Genomic DNA, 24,131 nt, shown 5'->3' with positions numbered 1-24,131 from the left:
GCACAACTTGTTCTTTTATGCCCGTCCGGCAAGCACGATAAGCATATTCAAGCTGAAAAGTACGGCGGCAAGACAGGCAACGATAACGCTGACGTTCACCTTGACCCGTACCATGTTTTCTTATCCGATTCGGTTTGTTGACAAAATCGACATTTCACTTCTACCGTTGCCAGCTTATTTCCTGAAAAAGTGAAGGGTATACATGAGAAACAACAAATTGAATACGTGACCAGAAATTCAGGTAATTCATCTACTGAAAGGTGAGCGTAATGTTCGCATTAATGAGGGATAAAAGCACAGGGCGGGATCTCACATTTTCTATATGGTTATTGTGGATAAAAACAACCCTCTTCCAGCTCAATAAATGTTCATGCCAGATATCAAAACCTATCAATAAAATCGTATTGAATGTGAGAAATTATCAATATCTGCGAAATGTATAATTTTTACGCAAAGTAGAATCCCGCCCTGACCAATAGATATAAACCGCCGCCATCCGATAGCTTAAAATCTTTATCTTGGGGTTTTACTGTTTCAACTTGTCGGGCTGTTAGTTTCATATTTCTAGCATCCTTGCCCCTCACAGTAACGGGGGTATTTTTTTAGGGAGTACAGAAAGTTACCCCTATATATACCCCCTGACTGGGGTACATTGCAATAGATGCCAGTAGACGTTAATAGCGCTTTATTTGGGAGTTTTCGTTGATTTTATTGGGGAAAATAGACTTTAGGAGACGTTGCGAGAAGTGTAAGTGGAGGAGGGAGCAATACACAACGGTTAATATAATGATAAATATCAAATAAATTAATTTATCTTTTAAAGTTATACAAATTTCTATACAACTTACATTTTGTTAAGAACTCTCGCCAATTCTATTGTGCTACCTATGTGTTTTCAGTAATCAAGAGACAAGGTCAGTACGTTAAAAGTACCAACCTTGTGGAGAGGTTGCGCCGAATTTCATCGGAACCTATTAAGCGATAGAGAAAACAGCCAACTGATAGCCCTGCCAGTAAGAAGCCTTTCCCGTCACTGTGATCACCTGGCCTTTCTGTAACAGCATCACCGATAGCGCCATTTCATCAAAGCCCACGACTCGCAGCGGGTAATCACTGCGCTTATCGCTCTGTGCCTGTAGGGTAGCGACTGCCATCACTTTCCCCGTCTGGCACTTGATACGCTTGGGGGAAGCGGTAATCTTGCCTGTGATCGTAGCGACTATCGAGGGTGCATTCTTCTTCTGTCTTCGTGCCATGTTCCACCGCCTATAGATGAACTGGTTTTTCAACCATGATAATAATCAATAAGTTAAATCACTGCGAACGTAATACGTACTGAGTTACATTCAGTAACCTTGTGCTGGACGACTTAAACTCAAGCCTCTGCGTTGTGATTACCACAATGGAGGTTTAGCTAATTTATTCGAAAATCACGCTTTAACGAAAAAAACGCGAAATAACTGTACCATCTGTACCACTTGCAATATTTCAATTAAATATCAATTAATTAAGGTGGTACAGATACGAAAAATAACTGTCAATAACTGTCCATATCTGTACCACCGCTCACGGAAGTTGTAACCAGTAGCAACTGTGGTGATCTTCACCATAGTTAGGTAACTCATTGATATTCGCGTTCATCCTCACTTTGAGGAAAAGTAGTAACCATAGTTGGCTAACCCTTTGATTTTTCCGAGGGGGTCAGTTTGACCACCCTATCACGATTTCCGTGATGGTTGATTTATGTGCTGGACAAACGCAATAAATTCACTATATTTCAATATGTTGCTTGAGCGCAAGGGGCTGGACAAAACGACTTAACCATCTGTTTTTACATAATTCTTTTGGGCACACCTCTTAAAAAGGTGTACAAAGTCTGTGCGTCGCTAAATGATACGTGCAAAGTTTGTGCAACCCTTAATGAGTTGAGCAAATTCTGTGAGTCAGCCAGACTGACGCTCAAATTTTGTGAGTAACTATCGGTTACGCTCAAAACCATTTGCGACTGACTAACTGTCAGTGACACCCAAAGTCCGATTATCGGATATTGGATTTTGCATCGACGAATTTCGTCGGCACAAACTAACCCACTTAAAGAGGGTCAGTTCAACCTATTGGGTGATCTATAACTAAACCTCTTAAAGAGGTGCAGTTCTTGTTCCGGGCAATGAGACAGGTAACCCAAAATAATTGGGTCAGTTACATACGGGGAAATTCCGCATGTACAAAAGCAAAAGGTATTGAGATTTCCTCTATACCCTACGCTTAGCTCTGCTAAAAGGTGTGGTGATTTCCCCAATACCTTAAATGGAATCTCACACTTTGAGATGGTCACGATTTTGACCATCTACGGCAACTATAGGGATTTGCTCTATAGTTAGCTAACTCCTTGATTTCCTTAATTTCTGTCACCATGCCGGAAATAAGTAAAATCAATAGGTTACAAAATTACTCTACGTAACTCATTGATTATTAATAATTCCTGCTACATGCGGGATATGAGTTAAATCAACGGGTTAGCTAAATTCCATCAAAGTTAGCCAATCTCTGCTTCTGTTCCTCATTGAGGCTGAACGCAAAATCTTCATGCTCCGCCTGCCATGTGCCGAAGCTCATCAGGAACGCAATCGCAGGGTCGATTTTGTTCGCGGATTTCTTCTTGTTCGGCTTGATATTGGCGTTCGCGTCCGTTTCCATCACCACATTGGACATCGCCCAAGCAAGCACCGGATCGCCGTTGTGACGAATGACCTTGCGATTCACAAATACCTCAGCCGACTTGGACACCGGGCTAAAGCGCATGTAGGTTTGCGGGAACGGCTCAACATCCAGCCCAGCGCCCTGTAGTTGGGTGCGTAAGTGGGTCGCGTTCCATGTATCAAAACCCACCAGTTTGATATCAAAGTGCTGGCTCTCTTTGAGAATATCATCACGGATACGGTCGTAATCAATGCAATCGCCTACCGTGGTACGTATCCAACCCGCCTGTACCCATTGACGATAAACAGCCCGGTTCTTATTGGCAGGATTCTGTAGCTGGGCTTCGGGCAGGTAATGGCGGGTCAGCAATAACAGTTCGTTATCCACGGGGAACGTGTAGCAGATACTGGTGATATCGCCTGTGGAGGATAAATCCAGCCCAGCGTAGCACTCCAAGCCTTTGAGGTCGTTTTCGTCATAGTCGAGTTGGCAGTTTTTCCAAGCACCTTCCCCCATCCACGGCGTTTCGCCCTGACACCAGATATTAAAGCGTTTGGTCAGCATCTCTGTCCATTGTGACGGAATACCCCGCGCTTTCTGTATCGTGTCATGCAAAGCATTACTGTCTACGGAGACATCCAGATTCGGATTAGCCTTAATCCAAAGGCTTTCATCATCAATCTCGTGCTCGTCGTCCAGCTCGTAGATCAGGGCAAACAGTGATTCGTTTTGTTCTTCGCCGTTCAATATCTGACAGCAATAATCATAATGCTGCTTACAGGCTGAGATCACATTACTGCCTGCCGTGGTAATGGCAAACAGGATACCTTCGGGACGTGCGCCCATGCCCAGCTCAAGCGCGGAGTAGACGGCGTTATCCGGGTGCAAATGGTATTCATCGACGATAGCAAGACTGGGGTTAGTACCCTCAATCGTGGCGGCTTTGGCTGCCAGTGGCTTTAACAGGCTGTTGCTCTTGGTGTAAGTGACTTTGTGTTGCTGGATAGTCACTCGTTTCTTGAACGGTTTTGATAACAGGCACATCTGCCGGGCATCATCAAACACGATACGCGCCTGATCCCGACTCACGGCGGCGGTGTAAATGTCCTGCTGCCCGTTCTCCATTACCAAAAACCAGTTAGCCAGTATCGCGGCTACCGTAGATTTGGCATTTTTGCGCGGCACTTGAATATAAGCACTGCGGTATTTCCGCCGTCCGGTTGCTTTGACTTTGAAGCCGAACAGATTGGCAAAAGCGAACTGTTGCCACGGCTCAAGCATGATGGGCTTACCGCGCAAGTGGCCTTTGACGTGCGGACAGAGGCGGGAAAAGCCCACAAAACGTTCTACAACTTCGGTATCGAACATATAAAGCGGGTTGTTCAGGTCGTTATAATAGCGTTTTACGGCCTGTTTTACCCGTTTACAGGCCGGAATTGTGCCGTTTTCGACATCAAAAGCGTACTGTTCCCATGCGTTCATCATTGAACTACTCAGGCTATCAGCACATCTAAATCATCGGGTTCATCACTTTCTATCGGATTCCGGCGGCGGGAAACCGGATCAAAGCCCAGCAATGACGACATTTTTATCATGATTTTTTCCGCATCGGCTTTCGCTTTCAGTGAGGGGTTACTGGTCGCCGCACCGCGTGAACCTTCCACCGCGAACCCACGTACCTCAATGTCTTCAACGGCTTTGCGGTAAATCGCATAGTTGACGCAATACAGTTCTAAGTTGTTCCAGTCAGCCGGACTGAGGTCTTCCCGCTCATTGAGAATTTTGGCTTTGGATTTCCATTGCTCGGCGGCGATGTCGTTTAAATACACGGGGGGTTTGGGTGCTCTTGCCATAATCTATTGTTTCCTATGAAATTACTGCTATTGAAAAAAGTGCCGTGCGTAAAAATTCGAGGGGGCGGCGGTTCCTATGAGCGGGGCGTTTGTCATTTTTTACTCCCCCACCCCGATCATTTCATTTGAAACTGTTTTTCTTGTAATTAATATCAAATCATGATGTGACTGTTTCAATTTGCAACTAACCAGCCTCGATACTTTGCCGCTCTTTCTTCCTGTTCCCGATACTCACCGCGCTTGCGCTTCTGCTTGGTTATCGGGTCTTGTTTAAACGTCTTGGTGTTATGGCAGCTATGACATATTGACTGGTGATTGAAGTCAGGCCAGAACAACACATCACTGTCACCGTCTATCGGGATAATGTGGTCAACAATGGTAGCAGGAGTGTAGATACTGGCTTTCAGGCAAATCACACATAAGGGGTTCGCTTTAAGGTACATCAACCGATACTTACCCCATTGATTGCTATAACCGCGTGCTGTTCGGGTTCCTCGCTTACTGTCCTGCTGTCGTCTGGCTTCCCGTTTGTGCTGCTCACATCGACCAGACGTTACCCGCTCACGACAGCTCGGATAAGTACAACGCTTTAACGGTTGCCATGGCATCAGTAGACTCCCACATCACGATAGACAGACCATAATGATTTGATGGTAAAAGGCACTTCTTTCAGTTCTGCATCTACCGCCATCGAACGAGTTTCATACAGCAAGCCGATATAGAGCAAACAGCCGACTTTCATCGCCGGGCTGAATACCAAGCCTTCATCAAACCGCTTACCGATATGTTGCTGGCAGACTTCCAATGCAGCCTCGGTATAACCTTGAAGCAAGGTATCTTCTAACGTATCACTTTCATCTATCCGGCAATGCTGCTTGATTTCATCCAATGTCATGAGGGGGTCACTCATCTTTCACCTCTGTTTTTTTAATATTGACCTCTTGTTTCCATGCCTGGCTAAACTCGTCTCCACCGTCACGGGGGGATAATCCCTCACGTTCACGGGCTTCATTCGGGCACATCACACCGGATTTAATCGCTGTCTCGTAGCTCTGGAAGCGTTCTTTCGGATTGGCGCGCAGCAGGTCAGCGGTATCAAATTCAACTTGGTAGCGAATGCCTTTTGTGGGTGAATTCAGCAATAAAGCCGATTTGATTTGCTGCTCAAAGTTAGCCAGCCACGGGCGCATGGTGATTGTCAGAAAAGCGCGTGATGCCTCGCTAAAGTTGCTGTAGGTACTGTTTGAATATTCTTGCAGGAAGATAGGACTGACGTTGAACATCCGGGCGATATCGTCAATGGTGAAACGGCGGGAGGCCAGCCATTCCGCATCTTGGTTACTCATGCCTAATTGCTGGTATTCCATCCCTCCCTCAAGAATAGGCGTTTTCCCTGCATTGCGAGCACCTTTGTAACGTTCGAGGGCTTCCAGTGCCTTATTGCCTTTGACACCATCTAACCACTCAGCGGATTTAATCACGCCTGCCGCCATCATGCCTTCTTTCATGATGCTAGCGCCGTGGCGCTGTTGTGCCAGACCTAAGCCCAATGTTTCACGGCAAATAGTGACAGGTGAGCGGCCTAAAAAGCCATCTTCGGTGGCATAGCGTAAATGCAGGATTTCTTCCTGTAAGTAGGTTTTCACCTTACCGCTATAAGGTTCGGTGATGGTGTAGGCAAATCGGTGATCGGATAATCGTTGCGCGACCACGGCTGACGGCGGGTAAGGGTGCAAAGATTGTGGCTGCCCGTCTTTTCCCCAGACGATGACCGCATACGCATTACCATTCAGTAAACAATGGCGCATTAAGGTTCGCTTAAACTGAAAGGGCGTCTGGCAGTCGTTCGGGTATTCATTGAGCAGATAATCGACCGGGTGATCGCTCAACCATTCGCGGGATTCTTTGCCGTGCTGGTGCTGAACCCGATAGAGATAACAGGGCATGGTGGCTACGGCTTCACTGATCACCGTGACAGCATTCATGACTGCGGGTAAACCTTCCGCTGTAGACGGTGAAACATGCTCGCCGGATTTGGTATTAGATATACCCGCCAGAGAAAGAAACTCATCAATACTCATACTGCGAGTCTCAGCAGCTTTTCGCTTAAAAGGCCACATCATCACACCTCAGACAGTTGTAGCCAGTAATGGCGCAAATCCACATTGCAGGGCTTGGCTGCGTTTAATGAGCGTTTGGCAATCTCAACACCGCTTTCAGGGTAGGCGGGTAAACTGGTAATGGTGATTTCCCGTAATTCAGCCTCTAAGACGGTTCTGATATAAGGTTCTTGACCAATATCCCACTGATCTTTTATCGCTCGAAAGCCAAAGGACACACCGGAAATATCACCCCGTTCAACCAGTGCCAGTACATCACGCCCTAATTGGGTATCCGGCGGGGTTAACTCGAAGCGTAATCCGGTGGCATCTTCGGCAAGCTGCAATGTACCCGACGCAGTACGGCCTAACAGGTTCATGTGATCATGTTCATACAAAGCCCTGACATCTGCACCCGCCATTAAACTGGCGCTAAAGGCATTCGGGGCGAATTGCTCGACAAACTCATCCCACAACACTTGTGATCGGCTGTTCCACTTAATGACATAACCGGTCAGTTTCTTATCACTGGCAGACAGGGAAGCGGTGCGGATTTCAAACTCATTTTTCATTGGTAGACTCCAGACTACAAAGGGGCGCAGTGCCCCTTATCGTTAACCCGCTTTCGTGCCTTTGATTTCCAGCACTTTGATGGCGTTGGAATCGACCAGACCACCACCCAAATATTTATCCGTGTGTACTTTGTAGTACCCCGGTTCGGTGATATTGTCAGGACGGGTGCGGGTGCCGGTATCATGGTCAACGATGAAGTAACCGCGTTTGAAGTCACCCAGACCGATAGCATCATCCGGCATAAATTCGAGATAATGGACAGGCAAGCCCAGCAACATATCAGGATCACCCGCTTGCAGACGTTCGCGCCAGATGTAATCGCCATTGCCGTTTTTCAGCTTCTGCACTTTGGCGGCGGTCGTGGAGTTCATCACCCACACCGCATTTTTACGGTATTTGTTCCTGAGCAAGAATTTCAGGTCAATCAGGCTATCGGCTTCCAGTTTGGCAACTTCCAGCTTTTGCAGTGTACCGAACGCACGTACCTTGTCAGTTTGGGTATCACGGGGATAAGACAGAAAACCTTTCGCTCTCTTGCTGCCGTCACCACTCACGAGATCCGTTTCTTCGGTATCCACAAACGTATCTGCAATTTCTGAGGTTAACCAGCCTAAAATATCGACATCGCTAAAATCGATGATTTCTTGGGTGGTCTTCGGGTAGGCATAAATCGGAAACAGCTTGATGCTGACTTCTTCCATCGTCGGTGTGGCTGTCTCACTACGTGCCTTGCCTTCTTCCCCGTGGGCGACCTCTGCACCCCCGACCGAAACAAGCTGTTTATACTCATTGCTGCGTGTGGTCTTAATCGTACAAATTCGGCGCATAACCGACTCATCAGCCAGTTGCTGCATGATCTGCCTGTTCAGCTCCGGGATAACGGTATAGCCACCTTCTGAGGGTACGCCCGTAGACAAGGTGCGCGTTTCCCCGGTCACAATATAGTGACGCAGTTCGTCATTGCTGAGTGTTTTATTGGCGGGCTGATTCTTGGCCTGATTGCGTTCTTCATCAGACAGCGCCTCATAACGGGCGATTTCTGTATTGAGTGCCTCGGACTGCGTGCGCAGCTCGTCGAACTGTTTGGCTTCATCCGCATTGAGTGAGCGTTTTTCGTTTTCGGCTTTGGTGAGCAGTGAACGCATTTGGGTCGTTAAATCGGCTTTCTGTTGGCGTAATTCGAGAAGTTTTTTCATGAAATGGTTTCCATAACAAATAATGTTAAGACGTGAAACCAACATTGAGGGACAGGCCGAATAACCTTTTTCTGCGTCTCACAGGCTGCTTCGCGCAGCTTGATTAAACGGCCTGATGGCGGCTCACGTCTGAGTGCCATTTGTTACTATATACATGAAAAATAGAATAAAAAGACCTCTAAACAAGAGGTCTCAACAAGGGGAAACATGAGGACGGAATATTTACAAATCTTTACTCTGATATTCTTCGATACTGCCTATCCAATATTCTAATGTCGATAATGTATCAACTATGTGATTATGAATAGTTTGGCTAGGTTTAGCGCCTCTGCGTATCTTATCGACTCCTTTCATATAGGCATCTGTGATCGCGGGTTCAATAAAAGCTATTTCAAATTTTGATAATTCTCCATTGGCGTACTGTTTTCTTAATTGATTAGAAAGCTGTGAAGCTGAATCTTTCAATGCTGTAATTTTCTGGCTGATCTCTTCACTGGTTTCTTTATCAAAACGGTATCTTGGATACCCTGAATCTAATAATTCATTCAATTCACTGACTTTTTCTTTTAACTCTTGAACTCGGTTCATTTTAATCTCCAAATTGAGGGTAACTACTTTTGTGCTTTAACGTTTATAAAAAAATGTGCCGGGGTTATCTACCTTATCTACCCACTCACACTATCCCATGTGGCGCAAGGCGTTGAGTGGGTAGATGACTAACTTTTCGCTATCTACCCATTGTCTACCCATTTCGACCTCATCTACCTACTTTTTTCTTTCCTTTGGGTAGATAAGGTAGATAATAGGTAGATAATCTTCAAATAGTTATCTACCTAATTAACCATATGATTAATATATATAAATAACCATTAGGTAGACAAGGTAGATAACCAAACGCTATTTTTAGATAAACTCGTCCGCTTTATCGGTCAATTGCACATTAGTTTGTCGTCTGCCCTTGATGGTTCGTGTCAGATATTCAGCCTTATATTCCTTAGCTGCTTCTTTAACCGCTTTCCCGAACTCGGTTACACTCAGAGGACGGCCTAGCCCTTGATATTCCATGAATGAAAGATAAAGGTGATAAAGGTATCTTTTTGGCTGGCGCTCTTCTTCTGTTTTACGTCCACCGCCCATTTCTAACCCTCGCGGTTCTCCCATAAAAGCCAGTGCCGCACACAAATCTAAAACAGGGTTAGATGCCCGTTTAACCTCCAATGCTTCATCACTATCACGCTGCTCAAGTAATAGCACTTTGGCTTGTTCTGGGTCGTCAAATGTCGCCAGCAATCGCCTGACAATAACCGGAATTTCATGGGCTATTTTCTCTGACAAGTGCGGGTCTTTATCTTCTTCTTTCACTTTATTGTTAAATTGATAAATGACACGCCGACGAGCCACGCCACCCGCACGTTCAGTAAATATCATCGGGGTATTGTTAGTAGCGACAACCACTGCCCGTATGATTGTTGTGTATTGCTGTTCATGCTTGGGATCAATCTCTATGGCATCACCGCCCGTAATCGCTTTTATACCCGTACCTTCCCCGGTGTATTTGGGTTGATCGGGTAGCGTTATCATGCTCTTACCCACAAATTGCGCCCGGCCTCGTGCCGTGTCCAAAGCCACCATATTTCCGCTGGCTGTATTGTGCTGACCTGCTAATAACGTTGCTATCTGGGTGAAGACGCTTTTACCGCTACCCCCTTCACCCGTAATTTCTAAAAATAGCTGCCAGTCATAACGGTTAGCCAGCACCATATATAACGCTGCAAATATCCGCTTCATCTTGTACGGATCTCGGTCAGCGGCGTGGCTTATCCATTTATGGAAATTAGGCGCACCATCCCGCAAATTCTCATCCGGTTTTGCCGGGGTATACTCAATGCCATTGTGATTTAATAACCAATTTTCAGGTCGGTGAGGTGAGAAGACTTTTGTTTCAATATCAAAGACACCATTCGCAAAGGGGATCATGCTCTGACATGGCTCACCCATAACAGGCGCAACAATCTTTAATGCTTCCACCACATTATTGAGTGCGCGCTTACTAAAATTAGTGCCATGCAAGGTATACACTTTCCCCATTTCCCGGCTTAAATCCAGAAATGATGTTTTCTTCCAGACCCCCGATTGATAGGTATAGAATCCCTCGCTTTCTGAGTGAATAGCAATCCCTTCATACCGCTCTGTTAGCAATAAAGCCTTTTCATTATCCGCCAGTTGCGCAAGGTTGTTACCGGTACGTTTTTTCTTCTGCTTCTCTGGATTAATCGAAATAACGTTAGCTATTTCCACTTTCTTCTCCCCCTCCTGATACAACCCTTCACTGAATGCCTGCTTTGCTGCCTCAATGCCGTGACTCTGGCGATAATCATCCCAATCAGCCTTGTGTTCTGTCGGCGGTAATGTGATCCACCCGTCGATAGCTTTGGCTGTCTTCTCTGCTGTAATCTTGCCCACGTTCTTCTTGGGTTTGCCCTTGTCGTCTAATTCACCCAATTCATGCCAATCATTGTCAGCCGCCAGAATGATTTTTGCTGTCGGCCACCGCTCTCTCACCAGTCCGGCAACCGTCGATAAATTGCCCTCATCCAGCGCAGCCAGCACCAAGCCTTCATGCAATTGATTGACCGTTAAGGCCGTAGCATAACCCTCAGCAATAATGATTGTGTCCGGCGTTCCGGTGATGGGCGATAAAGGGATAAAACTCCCCTTTTTCTTCGAGCCGGGCACAAAGCGCTTTTCACCATTCGGCTTGATGACTTGAGCACCGGTGATTGTGCTGTCCAGTGCCTGAGTGACCAGCACTAAAGAGCCATTTTTCAATAATCGCTGATCGGGGCATGGCAGCCCCTTTTTGGTCAGATAGTCGGATTGTCCGGTAGTAGCCTGAGCCACCAGCTTGTTCACTTTCTCGGCTATCGGAGGAGCCTCCGATTTTGGAGCCTCCTTTCTGGCGGGCTTGGGTTCTGGTAAAGGAAGCAACAGCGCCTCAGAAACCATCTTTGCGGCCTCAGTGATCGTTATCCCTTTGCTTCTTACCAGTAAATCAAAGCCATCGCCGTGATTCGGGTGTTCACACTGGCGGCAATGCCAGTCACCGTTACCGTGGTCGTCTATGAAGTGAAAACGGTCATTCCCGCCACAGATGGGGCAAGCGCCATGCTTACCCTTTGCCGGAACATCCACCCCACAGGCAGACAATAAACCTTGCCACTGATTTTGCGCTGCCGCTTTCACCGACCGAATATCAATATGACTTACCATTTTGGGAATCCCTCGCGGTGATGGATTTCAAACTGAGCGTTTTGTTCCGTGTCGTTCAGCGCTTCGGCAATTCGGGGTAGGTACATCAGGGCTTCACCGATACGGCGTAAATCCTCTCTTGCCTGACGATTGTCATAGTTTTCGTTATCAACTGACCAGAAAGCCATTTCCCCCATTGCAGACATTGCCGCCATCACGCTACTCAATGCCCCTTCGGAGTTTTTGCGCAGATCTTTGAGTTCTTTGGTGCTCAGATCGTTAAAGCTGGTGCGTACCAAGTGGTTATAGATATCAGACATGATCAGGCTCTCCCTGCGTAGGTGTATTCTTTAGTGAATCGACTTAATGGCATGATGCACGGGGTGTGATAACCATCACGGACAAAGGTCACGCGATTAAAGGCCACTGATAGCACTTGTACGGCTTCCCCGTTCTTGTGGGTGTAATAGTCATGAGGTTCGGGGTTACGCATGGTTCGCCCCCTGAACCGTAGACATATCGCTACAGTTAAAAGGGGTATCGATACCGATATCCCATGCTTTACGGGAAACGAATATCAGGGAAGAGATGCCAGCCAGTAGACGGGCTTCTCCTTCACTATCCGCCAGCACAGTGATAAGGCGTACAGGGTGAAGATCCACCAGCCGTTGAGTGCCTGATGCAATTAGGAATGTAAATTTAAGGCGAGTTTGGTTATGCTGTTGTATAGCCATAATCGTTACTCCAGTTAACGGTTGTTGGTTAGACGCCTCGATAGTGTTTGCCGCACTTCGGGGCGTTGCTATTTTTACCCTCATATCGATGAAGGTGTTTAAATACATTACGTCATAATGTTTAAACACGTCAAGAGGAATTTGTTTAAACACTTTCGGAATTTTGTTCAATGGTGTATCTTTATAAGTGTTAAAACACTTTTTTGAGATGAGGCGTATGGCAACAGGGCATAAGAACAACAAATCAGGATACAAAGGAATTCGTTTCCCCCATGAATTAATCGAGGAAATAAACGATAGTGTGGAGGCGAGTAAGCCTTCTAACTCAAGTGCTAATTTTTCTGCATGGGTTATTGATGCCTGCGAACGGAAACTCAAATCAGAAAAGCGCAAAACCAAAGCATCATCTGAGTAATAACTAACTAATTGATTTAGCATGTAACTCAAATCTGAGTTGCGCCAAAGGGTAGCATTCGCCGTGCTATCCTTTTCTTTTTGTGACTGACTAAATGACGGTCGCAAAGTTTGTGCGTCGCTAAAAGCTCCGTGCAGATTATGACCAGACTGCATATTTGCAGTGTGATTAAATATCAATGAGTTAAGTAACCACCCCGAAATAATCGGGGAGCCTCCCAAATTACGACCAAACGCCAATCTGACGGTCAGCGATGAAATCAATGAGTTACTGAGGTGTCCGAAAATATTCGCATACCCATCAGCGAAATATTTCTCCGATTGGAACTGAGCGAAAAGTTTCTCTGAGTGACCAGCTAAAGTGAGAACTACGGCAATAGGACTCCTTAACCTCAAGGAATTCCTATAGTTAATTTTTCCCCGACTTGAGGTTAATTGTTCCATATTTGGTCTTTGATTCCCCCGTTTCGGGGGAACAGAGAATGTTTTATGACCGCTCATCAAATTATCCTCCAATGCGCCCTGTAGGGTTCATTAGTGTTGCGAACAGCTCAATACGGCGACTTACTTCCCTCAGTGCTTGTGTTGGTGATTGACCCGCGTTCCTTGCATCCTGAAAAGCAGCCTGTTCAATTTTCTGAATACAGACAAGTAACCCCAACTGTTGCTCGTCTGCGTTCTGGCGTTCACCATCCATTAAACCCGCAAAACGATTCTCAGTACGGGCAAGGTTGATATAGTGGTGACGCTCTGCGCCTAAATCCCTTAACGCATCACGTGACTCATGGTAGTTCGGCAAATATTCACGGCGAATAGGTTCAGCGGCTCGTTTCTTAGCAAATGCCTTTGTTACGTCTAATTTGAACTGAACCATCAGATCATGATTGCGCCCTCGAACAAGGCGGCACATAAAATCGAACTGGTTTTCATTGAGCAGGGCATACTTATGTTTGCGTTCACCAAGTTGCTCGGTATTTAATCGCTCCGTTTGAAACGGAAGGATTCCAAACTGCCGTAAACTTTTGGCATTCTTTTTAATTAACTCATAAAGGCTTTTATGCTGAATTCCGATGCGCTTAGAAAACATACGTGAATCAATTCTTGATTCAGTTCTGTGCTGAACTAAAATAGGTTCTTGGCTGTTTTCAGTGTGAGCGGGTCCCTGACCATTTAAGGCCATATTTTTAGATGTCATCGTTTTACCCTGCCTTAATTAATTTGATTTTCGGCTGTAGGGGTTATTTACGTTCTCTACTGTTGGCGGGTTACGCACCCACCATAAAACATCACTTAATAACCATGCACAAGAATTACGCCCAAAATGGCAGCGAGGAGGAAATAGACCTAATCCCTCTAATTTATGGCAATGACTACGAGATATACCGGATATTCTTTCTCGTTCCCTTTCTCTTATTCGCCTTTCAATTTCGCCATAGGCAGAAAGAATATATTTCCGCTGTTCGTCGGTAGGTAATATAAATTTTGTCATTACATTGCCTCGCTGCGAGATTCAGCTATACGTTGTGATATCCAGTCATCAATTTCTGACTCAACAAAAGCGACTGAGCGAGTACCAATCTTGACTTGCTTAGGAAATTTATTATCTGCAATGAGTTTGTAGATCCACGCTTTACCGTAGCCAGTTCTGCGTTGAACTTCGGGTAAGCGTATGAGGTTTTCTTTAGATATTGTGATTGCTGGCATGTAGCCCTCCTGTTATCGAGTCCTTGATTTTCTTTAGTGGACGTTTGTTGATGACAGGGGGAATATACAAAACTTATTTGGCGCTTTTTGTAATATTACAAACTCAAATGTAATATTACACGCTGATGTTTTTTAACCAGCCTGATACTGTGTTTCCTGATGGCACATCAAAACCTTTACTTTCAAGATCAATCCTTATATCACCATTATCAATATGAGAGCGTGGATTATTGGCTATATCTTGCCCATAATGAGCCGCTATTAGTGCATATATAAACTCTGCTTGCTTATTAGCCGTCTTGGATGATGTTTTTTTGCTAGCTGGCATACACATAGATACAAATACGTCTATGTCTTCTTTTTTAATTGCAAAGTATGAATTTTCCGGCAATCCAACACATGGCACAAAACTGTCATAGATATCACCTGTAATTTCAGCGTTCTTTATTTGCTTAAATCGCTCTATATGTGCCTTAAAAAATCCATTCTCTTCCTCTCTTTGAGACTGAGATAATTTCACTAATGCGATCAATTCACGTTCAAAGTCTATTTTTTGAACAACTTGAAATCTTTTTTCACCATCTGCCAATATTATCCCTTTCGTCTCATATAAAGATCTCTTGGTTTTTGGTAGCCCCTGCTCTTCACTGTATTTTTTTTCTGCTTCGTATTTAATGATTCCAATGTGCAGAGCAGACCAGATACCCTCGGTAAAGATTATTTTATCACCAATTGGGGTTGCGTGAATTATAGGAGTATCAGGCAATAGAGCTTCTTGGCTAAGAAGATGAATATTTGATGTGATAGCTGTCTCTGGTTCACTAAGCACATGGGATAATGGCTTGCTCGTGATTTGCACTTCACGTACAAAGCAGCAAGAGTGAAAAAAGATTGATGGTTTTAACTCACCGTCAGCAATCAGGCGAGCTACGTCAGAAACACTGATATCATCATTAAGTGTTTTCCGTAAATATTTTGCACATTCATTCAGATTTAACCATTTTCTTTTCCCCAGTATATCCAACTGCTCGCCTCCATGGTTTCCATGTTGTTATTTTGGTGTCTACTGGGGTAAATTCTACAACTTAATCATGCAGGTGCAAGTGTACAAAATCGGGTAGTTTTGTGGATAACTAGTGAGTATATTTTTCATTATTCGCAGAATTAAAGGGCTTGACTGATTATTTCTATTCACATTGAAATAGTCAGTCAGATCCCATGACTATCAAGCACGTCTAAACTTGCCATGCACCACATTTCCGCCTTGTTCTAATGCTTCCATATAGTCGGCATACCATTGAAGCATTTCCCTGCGCCCATCCAGATATTGAGCGTGATTGTAGGTTCCTCGAATGCTGTTCTTATCAACATGGGCAAGCTGAGTTTCAATCCAAGCAGAGTTATAGCCTTGTTCGTGCAATATAGTGCTCATGGTGTGCCTAAAGCCGTGACCTGTGGCTCTACCGCTATAACCCATACGCCTAATCATCGTATTTAATGCCATATCAGATATATGCTTTCTATAATCAGTACGGCTAGGAAAAATATATTGATAACTACCGCTGATTGGGTGTATTTGCTTCAGTAACTCAATAACCTGTTCAGACAATGGCACTATATGAGGGCGGTGCATTTTCATTTTTTCAGCCGATATTTCCCAAACAGCCTTATCTAAATCAATCTCTGACCATTCAGCTTTGCGTAATTCACCAGGGCGAGCGCCTGTTAATATAAGAATACGCAAAGCCGTTCTGACAATTTGACTACCCATATATTTATCAATAGAACACAGAAATTCAGGTAATTCATCTACTGAAAGGTAAGCGTAGTGTTCGCGTTGATGAGGGATAAAAGCACTCGCTAAATCTGGCGCTGGGTTATATTCTGCCCTGCCAGTAATGATTGCATATTTCCACACCTCACCGCAGCGTTGCCGAACTTTCTTCAACTTTTCTGTCGCTCCTCTCTTTTCCATAATAGAAAGGACTTCCAATAGTTCGAGTGGCTTTATTTCTGCAATCGGGCGATCGCCTATATAAGGAAATACATCATTTTCAAATGCGGACATCATATCTTCACGGTAACCAACCGACCACCTATCCTTGCGGCTGTTGTACCATTCAAGCGCAATATTCTTAAATGTGTGTTCCGTTTGATTAATGGCTGCCGTTTTTTCTGCTTTTCGGGCTTCACTCGGATTAATTCCATTAGCAACCAGCTTTCTTGCCTCATCGCGTTTGTTTCTGGCTTCGGTGAGTGTTACTACTGGATAAACACCTAATGAGATCATTTTGGTTTTACCTGCAAATTGATAACGGTATCGCCAACCTTTAGAACCCTTGGTATCGATTAACAAAGATAGACCATTACCATCCGCCAGCGTATAGGCTTTTTCCTTTGGTTTGGCTCGTTTGATTGCCAAGTCTGTTAGCCTCATAAACCACCCAATATTGTATAGAAAAAATGTATAGGGAATTTCTATACAAAAAATTATACAACAAATTGTAGAGATTTAGGAAGACGACAGTAGACCTTGATATAATGAGATATTGGTTTTTTGTTTGATTTTACTGAGAAAAGTAGACTTTAAGAGATGCTGCTAGAAGTGTAGATGGCGGAGGAGGAGAGATTCGAACTCTCGGATGGTTTCCCATCGGCGGTTTTCAAGACCGCTGCCTTCAGCCGCTCGGCCACCCCTCCGCGATGTCGAGCACTATAAACATCACAGTTACCAATGTAAAGTATTTATCTGTTCAACTGCGGTTAATTTACTCACAATACTGTCTGTTGGTCTATTTATTCGGCATGTTGAGTAATCTTTCTTGGGGATAGTGGTGATTTTTGCTAAATTGCGGCCATCGTTATTGGATGGTAAAAAGTTATGTTGGTATTTGAAGGTCGTGAGATCGAAACTGATGCACAAGGTTATCTAAAAAACTATCGTGATTGGCAAGAAGCTATGGCTCCTGTCATTGCCGAACAGGATGCAATCGCTCTAACCGAACAGCACTGGGAAGTTATCCGTTTTGTCCGTGAGTTTTATGAAGAATTTAATACTTCACCCGCTATTCGTATGCTAGTCAAAGCGATCGCCCAAAAATATGGTGAAGAGAAAGGAAATAGCCGTTATCTCTATCGCCTGTTTCCCAAAGGGCCGGCAAAACAAGCAACAAAAATTGCCGGCCTTCCCAAACCAGTCAAATGTATTTGATTTATTCATCCGTCACTAATGACGGATGCTAAAATCACTCATCTCTTCTACTTCACAAAACTGAGATTGAAAATGTTCTATTTTGGCGCCCGGAGGCCCACCCTGCTCCAGCCAATGTGTTAACATTTTGATTTGTGCATCATTGCCACAAGCGACAATCTTCACACTTCCATCATTCATATTACGAACATATCCCGCCAGCTTATTTTTCTTTGCCCAACGGTAAGTGTGATAACGGAATCCAACTCCCTGTACCCTACCGTAAACATAAATAGTCATGCTGCATTTAGTCATCGTTATATTCCTCCCAGATAAGATGGTAAGAACTTTGAAACGTTAAACCCACTTTTGTTATTGTATTTTATATACGCAACAGCTAATCTGAAATTATGAGATGGCGGTCACATGCCATCCTGATTTCAAAAATCATGCAAAATTCCGGCTACCGTCACCGGGTGCGCGCTTGAAATTTACCTTACCGCCCTTATATAAGAGTCATTGCAAGGTTTCTTTGGAGGTGGCTATGATGATCGCCAGCAAATTCGGTATCGGCCAGCAAGTACGACATAGGTTGCTGGGTTACTTGGGTGTTATTGTAGATATTGATGCTGAATATTCTTTAGAACAACCGCAGGAAAATGATATTGCATCTAATGCTACCTTACGTTCAGCGCCGTGGTATCACGTTGTGATGGAAGATGACAATGGTCAACCTATTCATACTTATTTGGCAGAAGCCCAATTGACTTACGAAACATCAGATGAACATCCAGAACAATCCTCTCTGGATGAGTTAGCCGAATCTATCCGCAGTCAATTACAAGCGCCACGGCTACGAAATTAAATACTTTTATTACCGTTAACCAATAACTCTAAGGTGGTGAATAATAAACCAATCGCTACCTTATTCACTTTTCCATCCCCAACCGCGGGATTTCAATTTTCGGACAACGATCCATCACAACATCTAACCCTTCATTTTCTGCCAATAATTTTGCTTCTTCATTGATAATGCCACTTTGTAACCAAAGGACTTTTGCACCAATGGCGATGGCTTCCTCCGCAACACCATAAACAGCTTCTGCGTTGCGAAATACATCAACCATATCGACGGGTTGTTTAATATCAGATAATTGGCTCACAACTGGCTGGTTCAATAAAGTCCGTCCTGCCAGTTTAGGACTGACAGGAATAACTTGATATCCCTGCTTTAGTAAGTATTCCATGACCTTATAACTGGGGCGATCTGTTTTCTCACTCGCTCCAACTAACGCGATGGTTTTTACTTTTCCCAAAATATCCACTATATATTGATCATTCATTTTGTCCTCCCATATTCTCCACAGCATTTTTCATCTGGTTTATCTGCTACAGTGTTTATGATAAATAATTCATTTATATAAAGGCATCTCTATGGAATCAACTGTTCGCACCTTACCTGAATCGAAAAAAATTGCGCTTGTCGCACACGATCATTGTAAAAACTCCTTGCTGGCCTGGGTTAATAACCACCATGCTTTGTTAGAAAAACATACTTTATATGCTACAGGAACGACGGGGCATTTAATTCAGCAGAAAACAGGATTGCCTGTAACGAGTATGTTAAGTGGGCCAATGGGAGGTGATCAACAAATCGGTGCGCTGATTTCGGCAGGCAAAATTGATGTTTTAATCTTCTTTTGGGATCCTTTGAACGCGGTTCCTCATGATCCTGATGTTAAAGCTCTGCTGCGCGTGGCAACGGTTTGGAATATTCCTGTTGCAACCAACTGTTCAACCGCCGATTTTCTTATCAACTCAGCACTTTTCTCTCAATGTGTTGATATTAGCGTGCCAGATTATCAGTGCTATCTCAATGAAAGATTGCGGTGATTTCAACACTCATCAGGGAGAAATTTAGGGCTTACGCTGAATCGGTACGCCCAATTGTGCCAGTTGATGAATGAAAATAGATGGTTTTTTCGGTTCCTGCATTAACCAAACCTGCTTTTTTGCTCGCGTTAATGCAACGTATAACAGACGACGCTCTTCTGCATCAGGGAAATTTTCAGGTTGTGGTAATAAAACTTGCTCTATCACAGATTCTCGTGCTGGTGCCGGAAAACCGTCTTGGCCCTGTTGCAATTCCAGTATAATGACATAATCCGCTTGCTGCCCTTTAGCTGCATGAATTGTCATAAATTCAATCTTCAAATTTGGCCAACGAGTCGGTGCTTTTTTCAATAATTCAGGTTTGAGATAGTGATAACGTGCCAATAATAAGATAGTTTCCTGCCTGGTCACATAACCACTCATTTTATTAAGTAATGCCTCTAACTGCTCTTCCGGTAAAATAACAACCGATTTTTTACTGCCTTTCGTCAGGCTATTAAGAGGCTTTTTAAATTGATAAGGATTTTGTTGCACAAATTGGTTGGCAATTTCCCCAATACGGTCATTAAGACGATACGTCGTATCCAATGTACACTCAACGCCTTTACCAAAATAGGTTGAAAATGCTGTCGTTAACGGTAATTCAGCGCCACTAAAGCGATAAATTGCCTGCCAATCATCTCCCGCCACAAATAAATGACTTTGCTTATTTTGTGCCTTCAATGCCGTTAGTAATCTGAGCGCCAAGGGAGAAATATCTTGAAATTCGTCCACCAGAATATGTTTCCACGGGCTGATAAATCGACCTTTCTGTAAAATATTCACCGCCTGATGGATCAAACCTGGAAAGTCGACGGCCTCCTCAGATTTCAGTGCCGATTTCCAGGCTTTCAGTAAAGGTGCCATCAGCCGTAGACGTTTTTGAAATGCATCAATATAAGCAGTAGGTGTTTGTTCAACCATCTCTTTTTGACTGCCACCTTGCATACGCATTAATTCCAGCCAACGTTCTAAACGGACCGATAAACGAATCGCCAATGACTTATCACGCCAATATTCACCTTCCGGCAATTGCCAGCCCAATTCTTCATTCAACCATTCTCGCCAACCTTTAGCCTGTGCTTTTTTTTCTCCGCACTGTTTTTGCCATTCTTGAACGAGAAAATCACGGCGCTTTTGCAGATTAATTTCCAGCTCGCTAATTTTTGGCGACTTATTACTGCCTTGCTGAATAATATGCAATGCCAGAGCATGAAATGTTTTTGCTTTTATTTCCTGGGTTCTCAAACGAGCCTGAATACGTTCATTCATTTTATCAGCAGCCCGACTATCGAAAGCCAACAACAAAATTTGCTCAGGAAGTGCGGATTGACGTAACAATAACCACCCTGCGCGCGCAATTAAAACAGCGGTTTTTCCACTGCCCGCCCCTGCTAATACCAGAATATTTTGTTCACCATTAATCACCGCCTGACATTGAGCGTAATCAAGTGGTGACGTTTCTATTGTCTGGAAAAATTGTCCATATTCCACCAGCATATGATCAACCCATTGTCGGTTCAGCGTTTGAATTATTTTTTCACCAGACTCTAACCAATCCAGACAAATCTCATAATTGTCCCGACAATTTTCAAATTGCGTGACTCGTTGTAATGGCAAAGGTAAAGCCTGAAATGTTTCCTTGATTTGTTGTTGTATGGAAACTAAATCAGCGGCTTTTAGCCAACGATTTTGTTGTTTGATTTTAGCTATTTCATTTACTTGAACAGCCAAAACATCAGCACTGACATCGCTCATATCGAGACTCCATTTTTGCCATTCTTTTAATAGATAATGGTAAAAACGTTGTGTTTGCTGCCATTCAGTACCATGCAAGCGAACGACTTTTCCTTCTGGCAGTTCAAATTCCAATTCCCCCCAAACAATCCCTCGCTTACACTGAATACCAATTAATTGATTAAATGGAATAAGGTACTGGTGCTTGTCACCGCTAACTTCAATGCCAGCATTCAGTAGACGTACCCGATTATAAGGGTGCTGAGCAAGGCGTTGGCCGATTTGCGTTGATTTTAGTTCCATTGTCGTGGCACCGTATCTGAAAATTGTTGAACGATTTCATCACGTAAATGTTGTTAGGAGTATTTTGTGCTAACGGTCTTGTCCCGCTCCCGCCATTTTCTGTATAACAGTCACACTCTCTATTATATCCGTATATTTATTGCTCTGACAGGAACCACTCTCATCCCCTGGCTATTGGGGAAAGAACTCAAAATAACAATTCCACTGCTGTTAGGTGTCGTTGCAGCGGCATTAACCGACCTGGATGACCGCCTGGTTGGACGATTACGTAATCTCACTATTACCTTGATTTCTTTCTTTGTTGCTTCAACTGCTATTACACTGCTGTTTCCCTATCCATGGCTTTTCATGCCTGGTTTAGCAATATCCACTTGTGGCTTTATTCTGCTTGGTGCTCTGGGACAACGTTACGCCACCATCGCTTTTGGTGCTTTACTGATAGCCATTTATACCATGCTCGGTTCGTCAATCTTCCCTGTCTGGTATCAACAGCCTTTGTTACTGCTTACTGGCGCTATCTGGTATAACTTGCTGACGTTAACAGGCCATTTATTATTCCCTATTCGCCCTTTGCAAGAAAATTTAGCACGCTGTTACCAGCAACTTTCAGTGTATCTCTATGCTAAAACCAGCCTGTTTGATCCCGATTCTGAAGCTGGGGAATATAAACAATCTGTGTTTGATGTCGCCATGGCGAACAGTGCGTTAGTCGCAACGCTCAATCAGGCTAAAAGTTCTTTGCTTAGTCGTTTGAAGGGAGATCGGGGACAACGAGGTACTCGCCATACATTGCACTATTATTTTGTAGCCCAGGATATCCATGAACGTGCCAGTTCATCCCATGTTCAATATCAAAAAATAAGAGAAGTATTTCGCCACAGTGATGTTATGTTCCGCGTCCAGAGATTGCTTTCCATGCAAGCGCGGGCATGTGAACAGGTTGCACAATCTATTATCCTGCGTAAGCAATATCAACATAACCCGCGGTTTGAAAGTGCGTTCAGCTACCTTGAAAGTTCGATTGAGCGTTTAAGAAATCAGCAAGGCACTGACACTAAGATTATGGCATTTGATAATTTGTTGAAAAATTTACGTGCCATTGACGCCCAATTAGCCGGGCTGGGTTCAGATCAATATCTGCTTTCCCAAACCGACGCCCCAAAAGATAAACAAGAAGAAACGCAGTTATCTGAAGAAGATTTAACTGGCTGGCGTGATATAGGGTTTAGGATCAGAAGCCACCTGACACCACAATCTGCACTATTCCGCCATGCTATTCGTATGTCCATTTTGTTGTGTACTGGCTATGCCATTATTCAGCTATTTGATTTACAGCGTGGGTATTGGATCTTGCTCACCAGTTTATTTGTCTGCCAACCGAACTATAGCGCCACTCGCCGCCGTCTGGCCTTACGTGTGATGGGTACACTGGCGGGAATTTTAATTGGCCTGCCCATTCTCTATTTTGTCCCTTCCATTGAAGGCCAATTAGTATTGATTGTTATTTCTGGTATGCTGTTCTTTGCCTTCCGTAATAGTCAATATGCACATGCAACGCTCTTTATCACGCTGCTGGTATTACTGAGTTTCAATTTATTGGGTGAAGGATTTGAAGTAGCGCTGCCAAGAATCATTGATACATTCGTAGGTTGTGGTATTGCTTTACTTGCCGTGAGTTTCATCTGGCCAGATTGGCAGTTCCGTCAATTACCTCAAGTAATTACCCGCACAATGGGAGCGAATTGCCGCTATCTTAGTGCAATTTTAACCCAATACCACCAGGGCAAAAGTAATAGCCTGAATTATCGGATCGCCCGTCGTGATGCGCACAATTGTGATGCTGAACTGGCATCAGTGATCTCAAATATGGCCTCGGAACCCAAAAATTATCGTATCTCCCAAGAGGCCGCTTTTCGTCTACTATGCCTCAACCACACTATGCTAAGTTATATTTCTGCATTAGGCGCTCATCGAGATAAACTTAACGATCCAGCAATCTTAAATATTCTTAATGATGCAATCTGTTATGTTGAATCCACATTAGAGCAAGACCAGATGAATGATGCGATATTGCAAGCTGCGGTGAATAGTTTGTTAGAAAAAATTAATCTGATACCTTCTGAAAGTAACAATAAAGTCCAGCTTATACTACAACAAATAAGATTACTCATTGAGCTATTACCGGAATTTGTTTATTTAAAAAAGCAAATTAGTGATCAAGAACCACACTAATCATTTGTCTCCAGGGGCGATACTGCCCCTGACTATAGGCATTAAACTTCAAGTTACAACACTCTATGAAACCTGATTTCTTCCCGCTTTGAGGGAAGAAATTACACGCATATTGAAGTTGGAGTGTTATATAAATAAACACCCATCAATTTTTAATAAAATCGATATTTACAAATATTAATATCATAATCATTCGTTTTTGATATTGATTATAT

25 protein-coding genes, 1 tRNA gene and 2 pseudogenes are annotated in these 24,131 nt (G+C 43.9%); 4 read left to right on the top strand and 24 right to left on the bottom strand.

Going from position 1 to position 24,131, the window contains the following annotated elements:
- Position 1: 1 nt before the first annotated feature.
- The 21 genes and pseudogenes from WDV75_RS08380 to WDV75_RS08275 form a co-directional block, all read right to left on the bottom strand.
- Positions 2-173 (bottom strand): annotated as a pseudogene (locus WDV75_RS08380) (IS1 family transposase); the annotation flags it as partial.
- Positions 174-470: 297 nt separating this feature from the next.
- Positions 471-560, bottom strand: a pseudogene (locus tag WDV75_RS08375) (DUF4102 domain-containing protein); the annotation flags it as partial.
- 414 nt (positions 561-974) lie between these two features.
- Entirely contained in the window at positions 975-1,256 is a 282-nt protein-coding gene (locus WDV75_RS08370; RefSeq protein WP_273557347.1) for a hypothetical protein, read from the bottom strand.
- 1,264 nt (positions 1,257-2,520) lie between these two features.
- Entirely contained in the window at positions 2,521-4,182 is a 1,662-nt protein-coding gene (locus WDV75_RS08365; protein ID WP_273557406.1) for a terminase large subunit, read from the bottom strand.
- Between the two features lie 11 nt (positions 4,183-4,193).
- Positions 4,194-4,553 carry a phage terminase small subunit P27 family gene (locus tag WDV75_RS08360; protein WP_045957969.1) on the bottom strand — a complete coding sequence of 120 codons (360 nt, stop codon included), beginning with the start codon at positions 4,551-4,553 and terminating at the stop codon, positions 4,194-4,196.
- Between the two features lie 173 nt (positions 4,554-4,726).
- Positions 4,727-5,161 carry an HNH endonuclease signature motif containing protein gene (locus tag WDV75_RS08355; RefSeq protein WP_273557346.1) on the bottom strand — a complete coding sequence of 145 codons (435 nt, stop codon included), beginning with the start codon at positions 5,159-5,161 and terminating at the stop codon, positions 4,727-4,729.
- Positions 5,161-5,463, bottom strand: a complete 303-nt coding sequence (locus WDV75_RS08350; RefSeq protein WP_273557345.1) for a head-tail connector protein — start codon at positions 5,461-5,463, stop codon at positions 5,161-5,163. The genes WDV75_RS08355 and WDV75_RS08350 overlap by 1 nt, the downstream gene beginning before the upstream one ends.
- Positions 5,456-6,673, bottom strand: a complete 1,218-nt coding sequence (locus WDV75_RS08345) for a phage portal protein (protein ID WP_420497478.1) — start codon at positions 6,671-6,673, stop codon at positions 5,456-5,458. Before WDV75_RS08345 ends, WDV75_RS08350 begins: the two co-directional genes overlap by 8 nt.
- Positions 6,674-6,675: 2 nt before the next feature.
- Positions 6,676-7,224: an HK97 family phage prohead protease gene (locus tag WDV75_RS08340; protein ID WP_273557343.1), complete on the bottom strand. Its 549-nt coding sequence runs from the start codon at positions 7,222-7,224 to the stop codon at positions 6,676-6,678.
- Between the two features lie 42 nt (positions 7,225-7,266).
- Positions 7,267-8,421 (bottom strand): phage major capsid protein, encoded by a 1,155-nt coding sequence (locus WDV75_RS08335; protein WP_273557342.1) that lies wholly within the window; start codon positions 8,419-8,421, stop codon positions 7,267-7,269.
- A 222-nt stretch (positions 8,422-8,643) separates the two neighbouring features.
- A complete protein-coding gene (locus WDV75_RS08330) occupies positions 8,644-9,009 on the bottom strand; it encodes a hypothetical protein (protein ID WP_273557341.1) in 366 nt (121 codons plus the stop codon).
- Between the two features lie 315 nt (positions 9,010-9,324).
- Positions 9,325-11,691, bottom strand: a complete 2,367-nt coding sequence (locus tag WDV75_RS08325; RefSeq protein WP_273557340.1) for a toprim domain-containing protein — start codon at positions 11,689-11,691, stop codon at positions 9,325-9,327.
- Positions 11,685-11,990: a hypothetical protein gene (locus WDV75_RS08320; RefSeq protein WP_273557339.1), complete on the bottom strand. Its 306-nt coding sequence runs from the start codon at positions 11,988-11,990 to the stop codon at positions 11,685-11,687. Before WDV75_RS08320 ends, WDV75_RS08325 begins: the two co-directional genes overlap by 7 nt.
- 2 nt (positions 11,991-11,992) lie before the next feature.
- A complete protein-coding gene (locus WDV75_RS08315) occupies positions 11,993-12,163 on the bottom strand; it encodes a DUF4222 domain-containing protein (protein WP_273557338.1) in 171 nt (56 codons plus the stop codon).
- Positions 12,156-13,319 (bottom strand): hypothetical protein, encoded by a 1,164-nt coding sequence (locus WDV75_RS22095; RefSeq protein WP_422399058.1) that lies wholly within the window; start codon positions 13,317-13,319, stop codon positions 12,156-12,158. The genes WDV75_RS08315 and WDV75_RS22095 overlap by 8 nt, the downstream gene beginning before the upstream one ends.
- 4 nt (positions 13,320-13,323) lie before the next feature.
- Positions 13,324-14,013 (bottom strand): hypothetical protein, encoded by a 690-nt coding sequence (locus tag WDV75_RS08300; protein WP_273557335.1) that lies wholly within the window; start codon positions 14,011-14,013, stop codon positions 13,324-13,326.
- Positions 14,014-14,031: 18 nt separating this feature from the next.
- Positions 14,032-14,307, bottom strand: coding sequence for a helix-turn-helix transcriptional regulator (locus WDV75_RS08295; protein WP_273557334.1), 276 nt, complete (start codon positions 14,305-14,307; stop codon positions 14,032-14,034).
- Positions 14,307-14,522, bottom strand: a complete 216-nt coding sequence (locus WDV75_RS08290) for a helix-turn-helix transcriptional regulator (protein ID WP_273557333.1) — start codon at positions 14,520-14,522, stop codon at positions 14,307-14,309. Before WDV75_RS08290 ends, WDV75_RS08295 begins: the two co-directional genes overlap by 1 nt.
- Positions 14,523-14,637: 115 nt before the next feature.
- Positions 14,638-15,546, bottom strand: coding sequence for a hypothetical protein (locus WDV75_RS08285; protein ID WP_273557332.1), 909 nt, complete (start codon positions 15,544-15,546; stop codon positions 14,638-14,640).
- 201 nt (positions 15,547-15,747) lie between these two features.
- Complete coding sequence (locus WDV75_RS08280) at positions 15,748-16,959, bottom strand: tyrosine-type recombinase/integrase (RefSeq protein ID WP_273557331.1); 1,212 nt, start codon at positions 16,957-16,959, stop codon at positions 15,748-15,750.
- Positions 16,960-17,134: 175 nt separating this feature from the next.
- Positions 17,135-17,222, bottom strand: a tRNA-Ser gene (locus WDV75_RS08275).
- A 181-nt stretch (positions 17,223-17,403) separates the two neighbouring features.
- Between WDV75_RS08275 and tusE the strand changes: the two genes are divergently transcribed.
- Complete coding sequence (gene tusE / locus WDV75_RS08270) at positions 17,404-17,733, top strand: sulfurtransferase TusE (RefSeq protein ID WP_273557330.1); 330 nt, start codon at positions 17,404-17,406, stop codon at positions 17,731-17,733.
- Between the two features lie 15 nt (positions 17,734-17,748).
- Here tusE and yccX read toward each other — a convergent pair whose 3' ends face one another.
- On the bottom strand, positions 17,749-18,027 hold the full coding sequence (gene yccX, locus WDV75_RS08265; protein ID WP_189760832.1) for an acylphosphatase: 279 nt from the start codon (positions 18,025-18,027) through the stop codon (positions 17,749-17,751).
- 229 nt (positions 18,028-18,256) lie between these two features.
- On the opposite strand from yccX, the gene hspQ reads away from it, so the two are divergent.
- Positions 18,257-18,577 carry a heat shock protein HspQ gene (gene hspQ, locus WDV75_RS08260; protein ID WP_189760833.1) on the top strand — a complete coding sequence of 107 codons (321 nt, stop codon included), beginning with the start codon at positions 18,257-18,259 and terminating at the stop codon, positions 18,575-18,577.
- A 64-nt stretch (positions 18,578-18,641) separates the two neighbouring features.
- Here the strand turns inward: hspQ and WDV75_RS08255 are convergent, their stop codons facing one another.
- Positions 18,642-19,055, bottom strand: coding sequence for a CoA-binding protein (locus WDV75_RS08255; RefSeq protein WP_273557329.1), 414 nt, complete (start codon positions 19,053-19,055; stop codon positions 18,642-18,644).
- Positions 19,056-19,146: 91 nt separating this feature from the next.
- Between WDV75_RS08255 and mgsA the strand changes: the two genes are divergently transcribed.
- A complete protein-coding gene (mgsA, locus tag WDV75_RS08250; RefSeq protein WP_273557328.1) occupies positions 19,147-19,605 on the top strand; it encodes a methylglyoxal synthase in 459 nt (152 codons plus the stop codon).
- A gap of 24 nt (positions 19,606-19,629) precedes the next feature.
- On the opposite strand, the gene helD is transcribed toward mgsA, so the two are convergent.
- Positions 19,630-21,684 carry a DNA helicase IV gene (gene helD / locus WDV75_RS08245; protein WP_273557327.1) on the bottom strand — a complete coding sequence of 685 codons (2,055 nt, stop codon included), beginning with the start codon at positions 21,682-21,684 and terminating at the stop codon, positions 19,630-19,632.
- 66 nt (positions 21,685-21,750) lie between these two features.
- Here helD and yccS point away from each other — a divergent pair, with 66 nt between their 5' ends.
- Positions 21,751-23,916, top strand: a complete 2,166-nt coding sequence (gene yccS, locus WDV75_RS08240; protein WP_273557326.1) for a YccS family putative transporter — start codon at positions 21,751-21,753, stop codon at positions 23,914-23,916.
- The last annotated feature ends 215 nt before the right edge of the window (positions 23,917-24,131 follow it).

It is taken from the genome of Xenorhabdus griffiniae, from assembly GCF_037265215.1.
Classification (GTDB): Bacteria; Pseudomonadota; Gammaproteobacteria; order Enterobacterales; family Enterobacteriaceae; genus Xenorhabdus; species Xenorhabdus griffiniae.
This window is presented reverse-complemented; position numbering and strand designations above follow the sequence as displayed.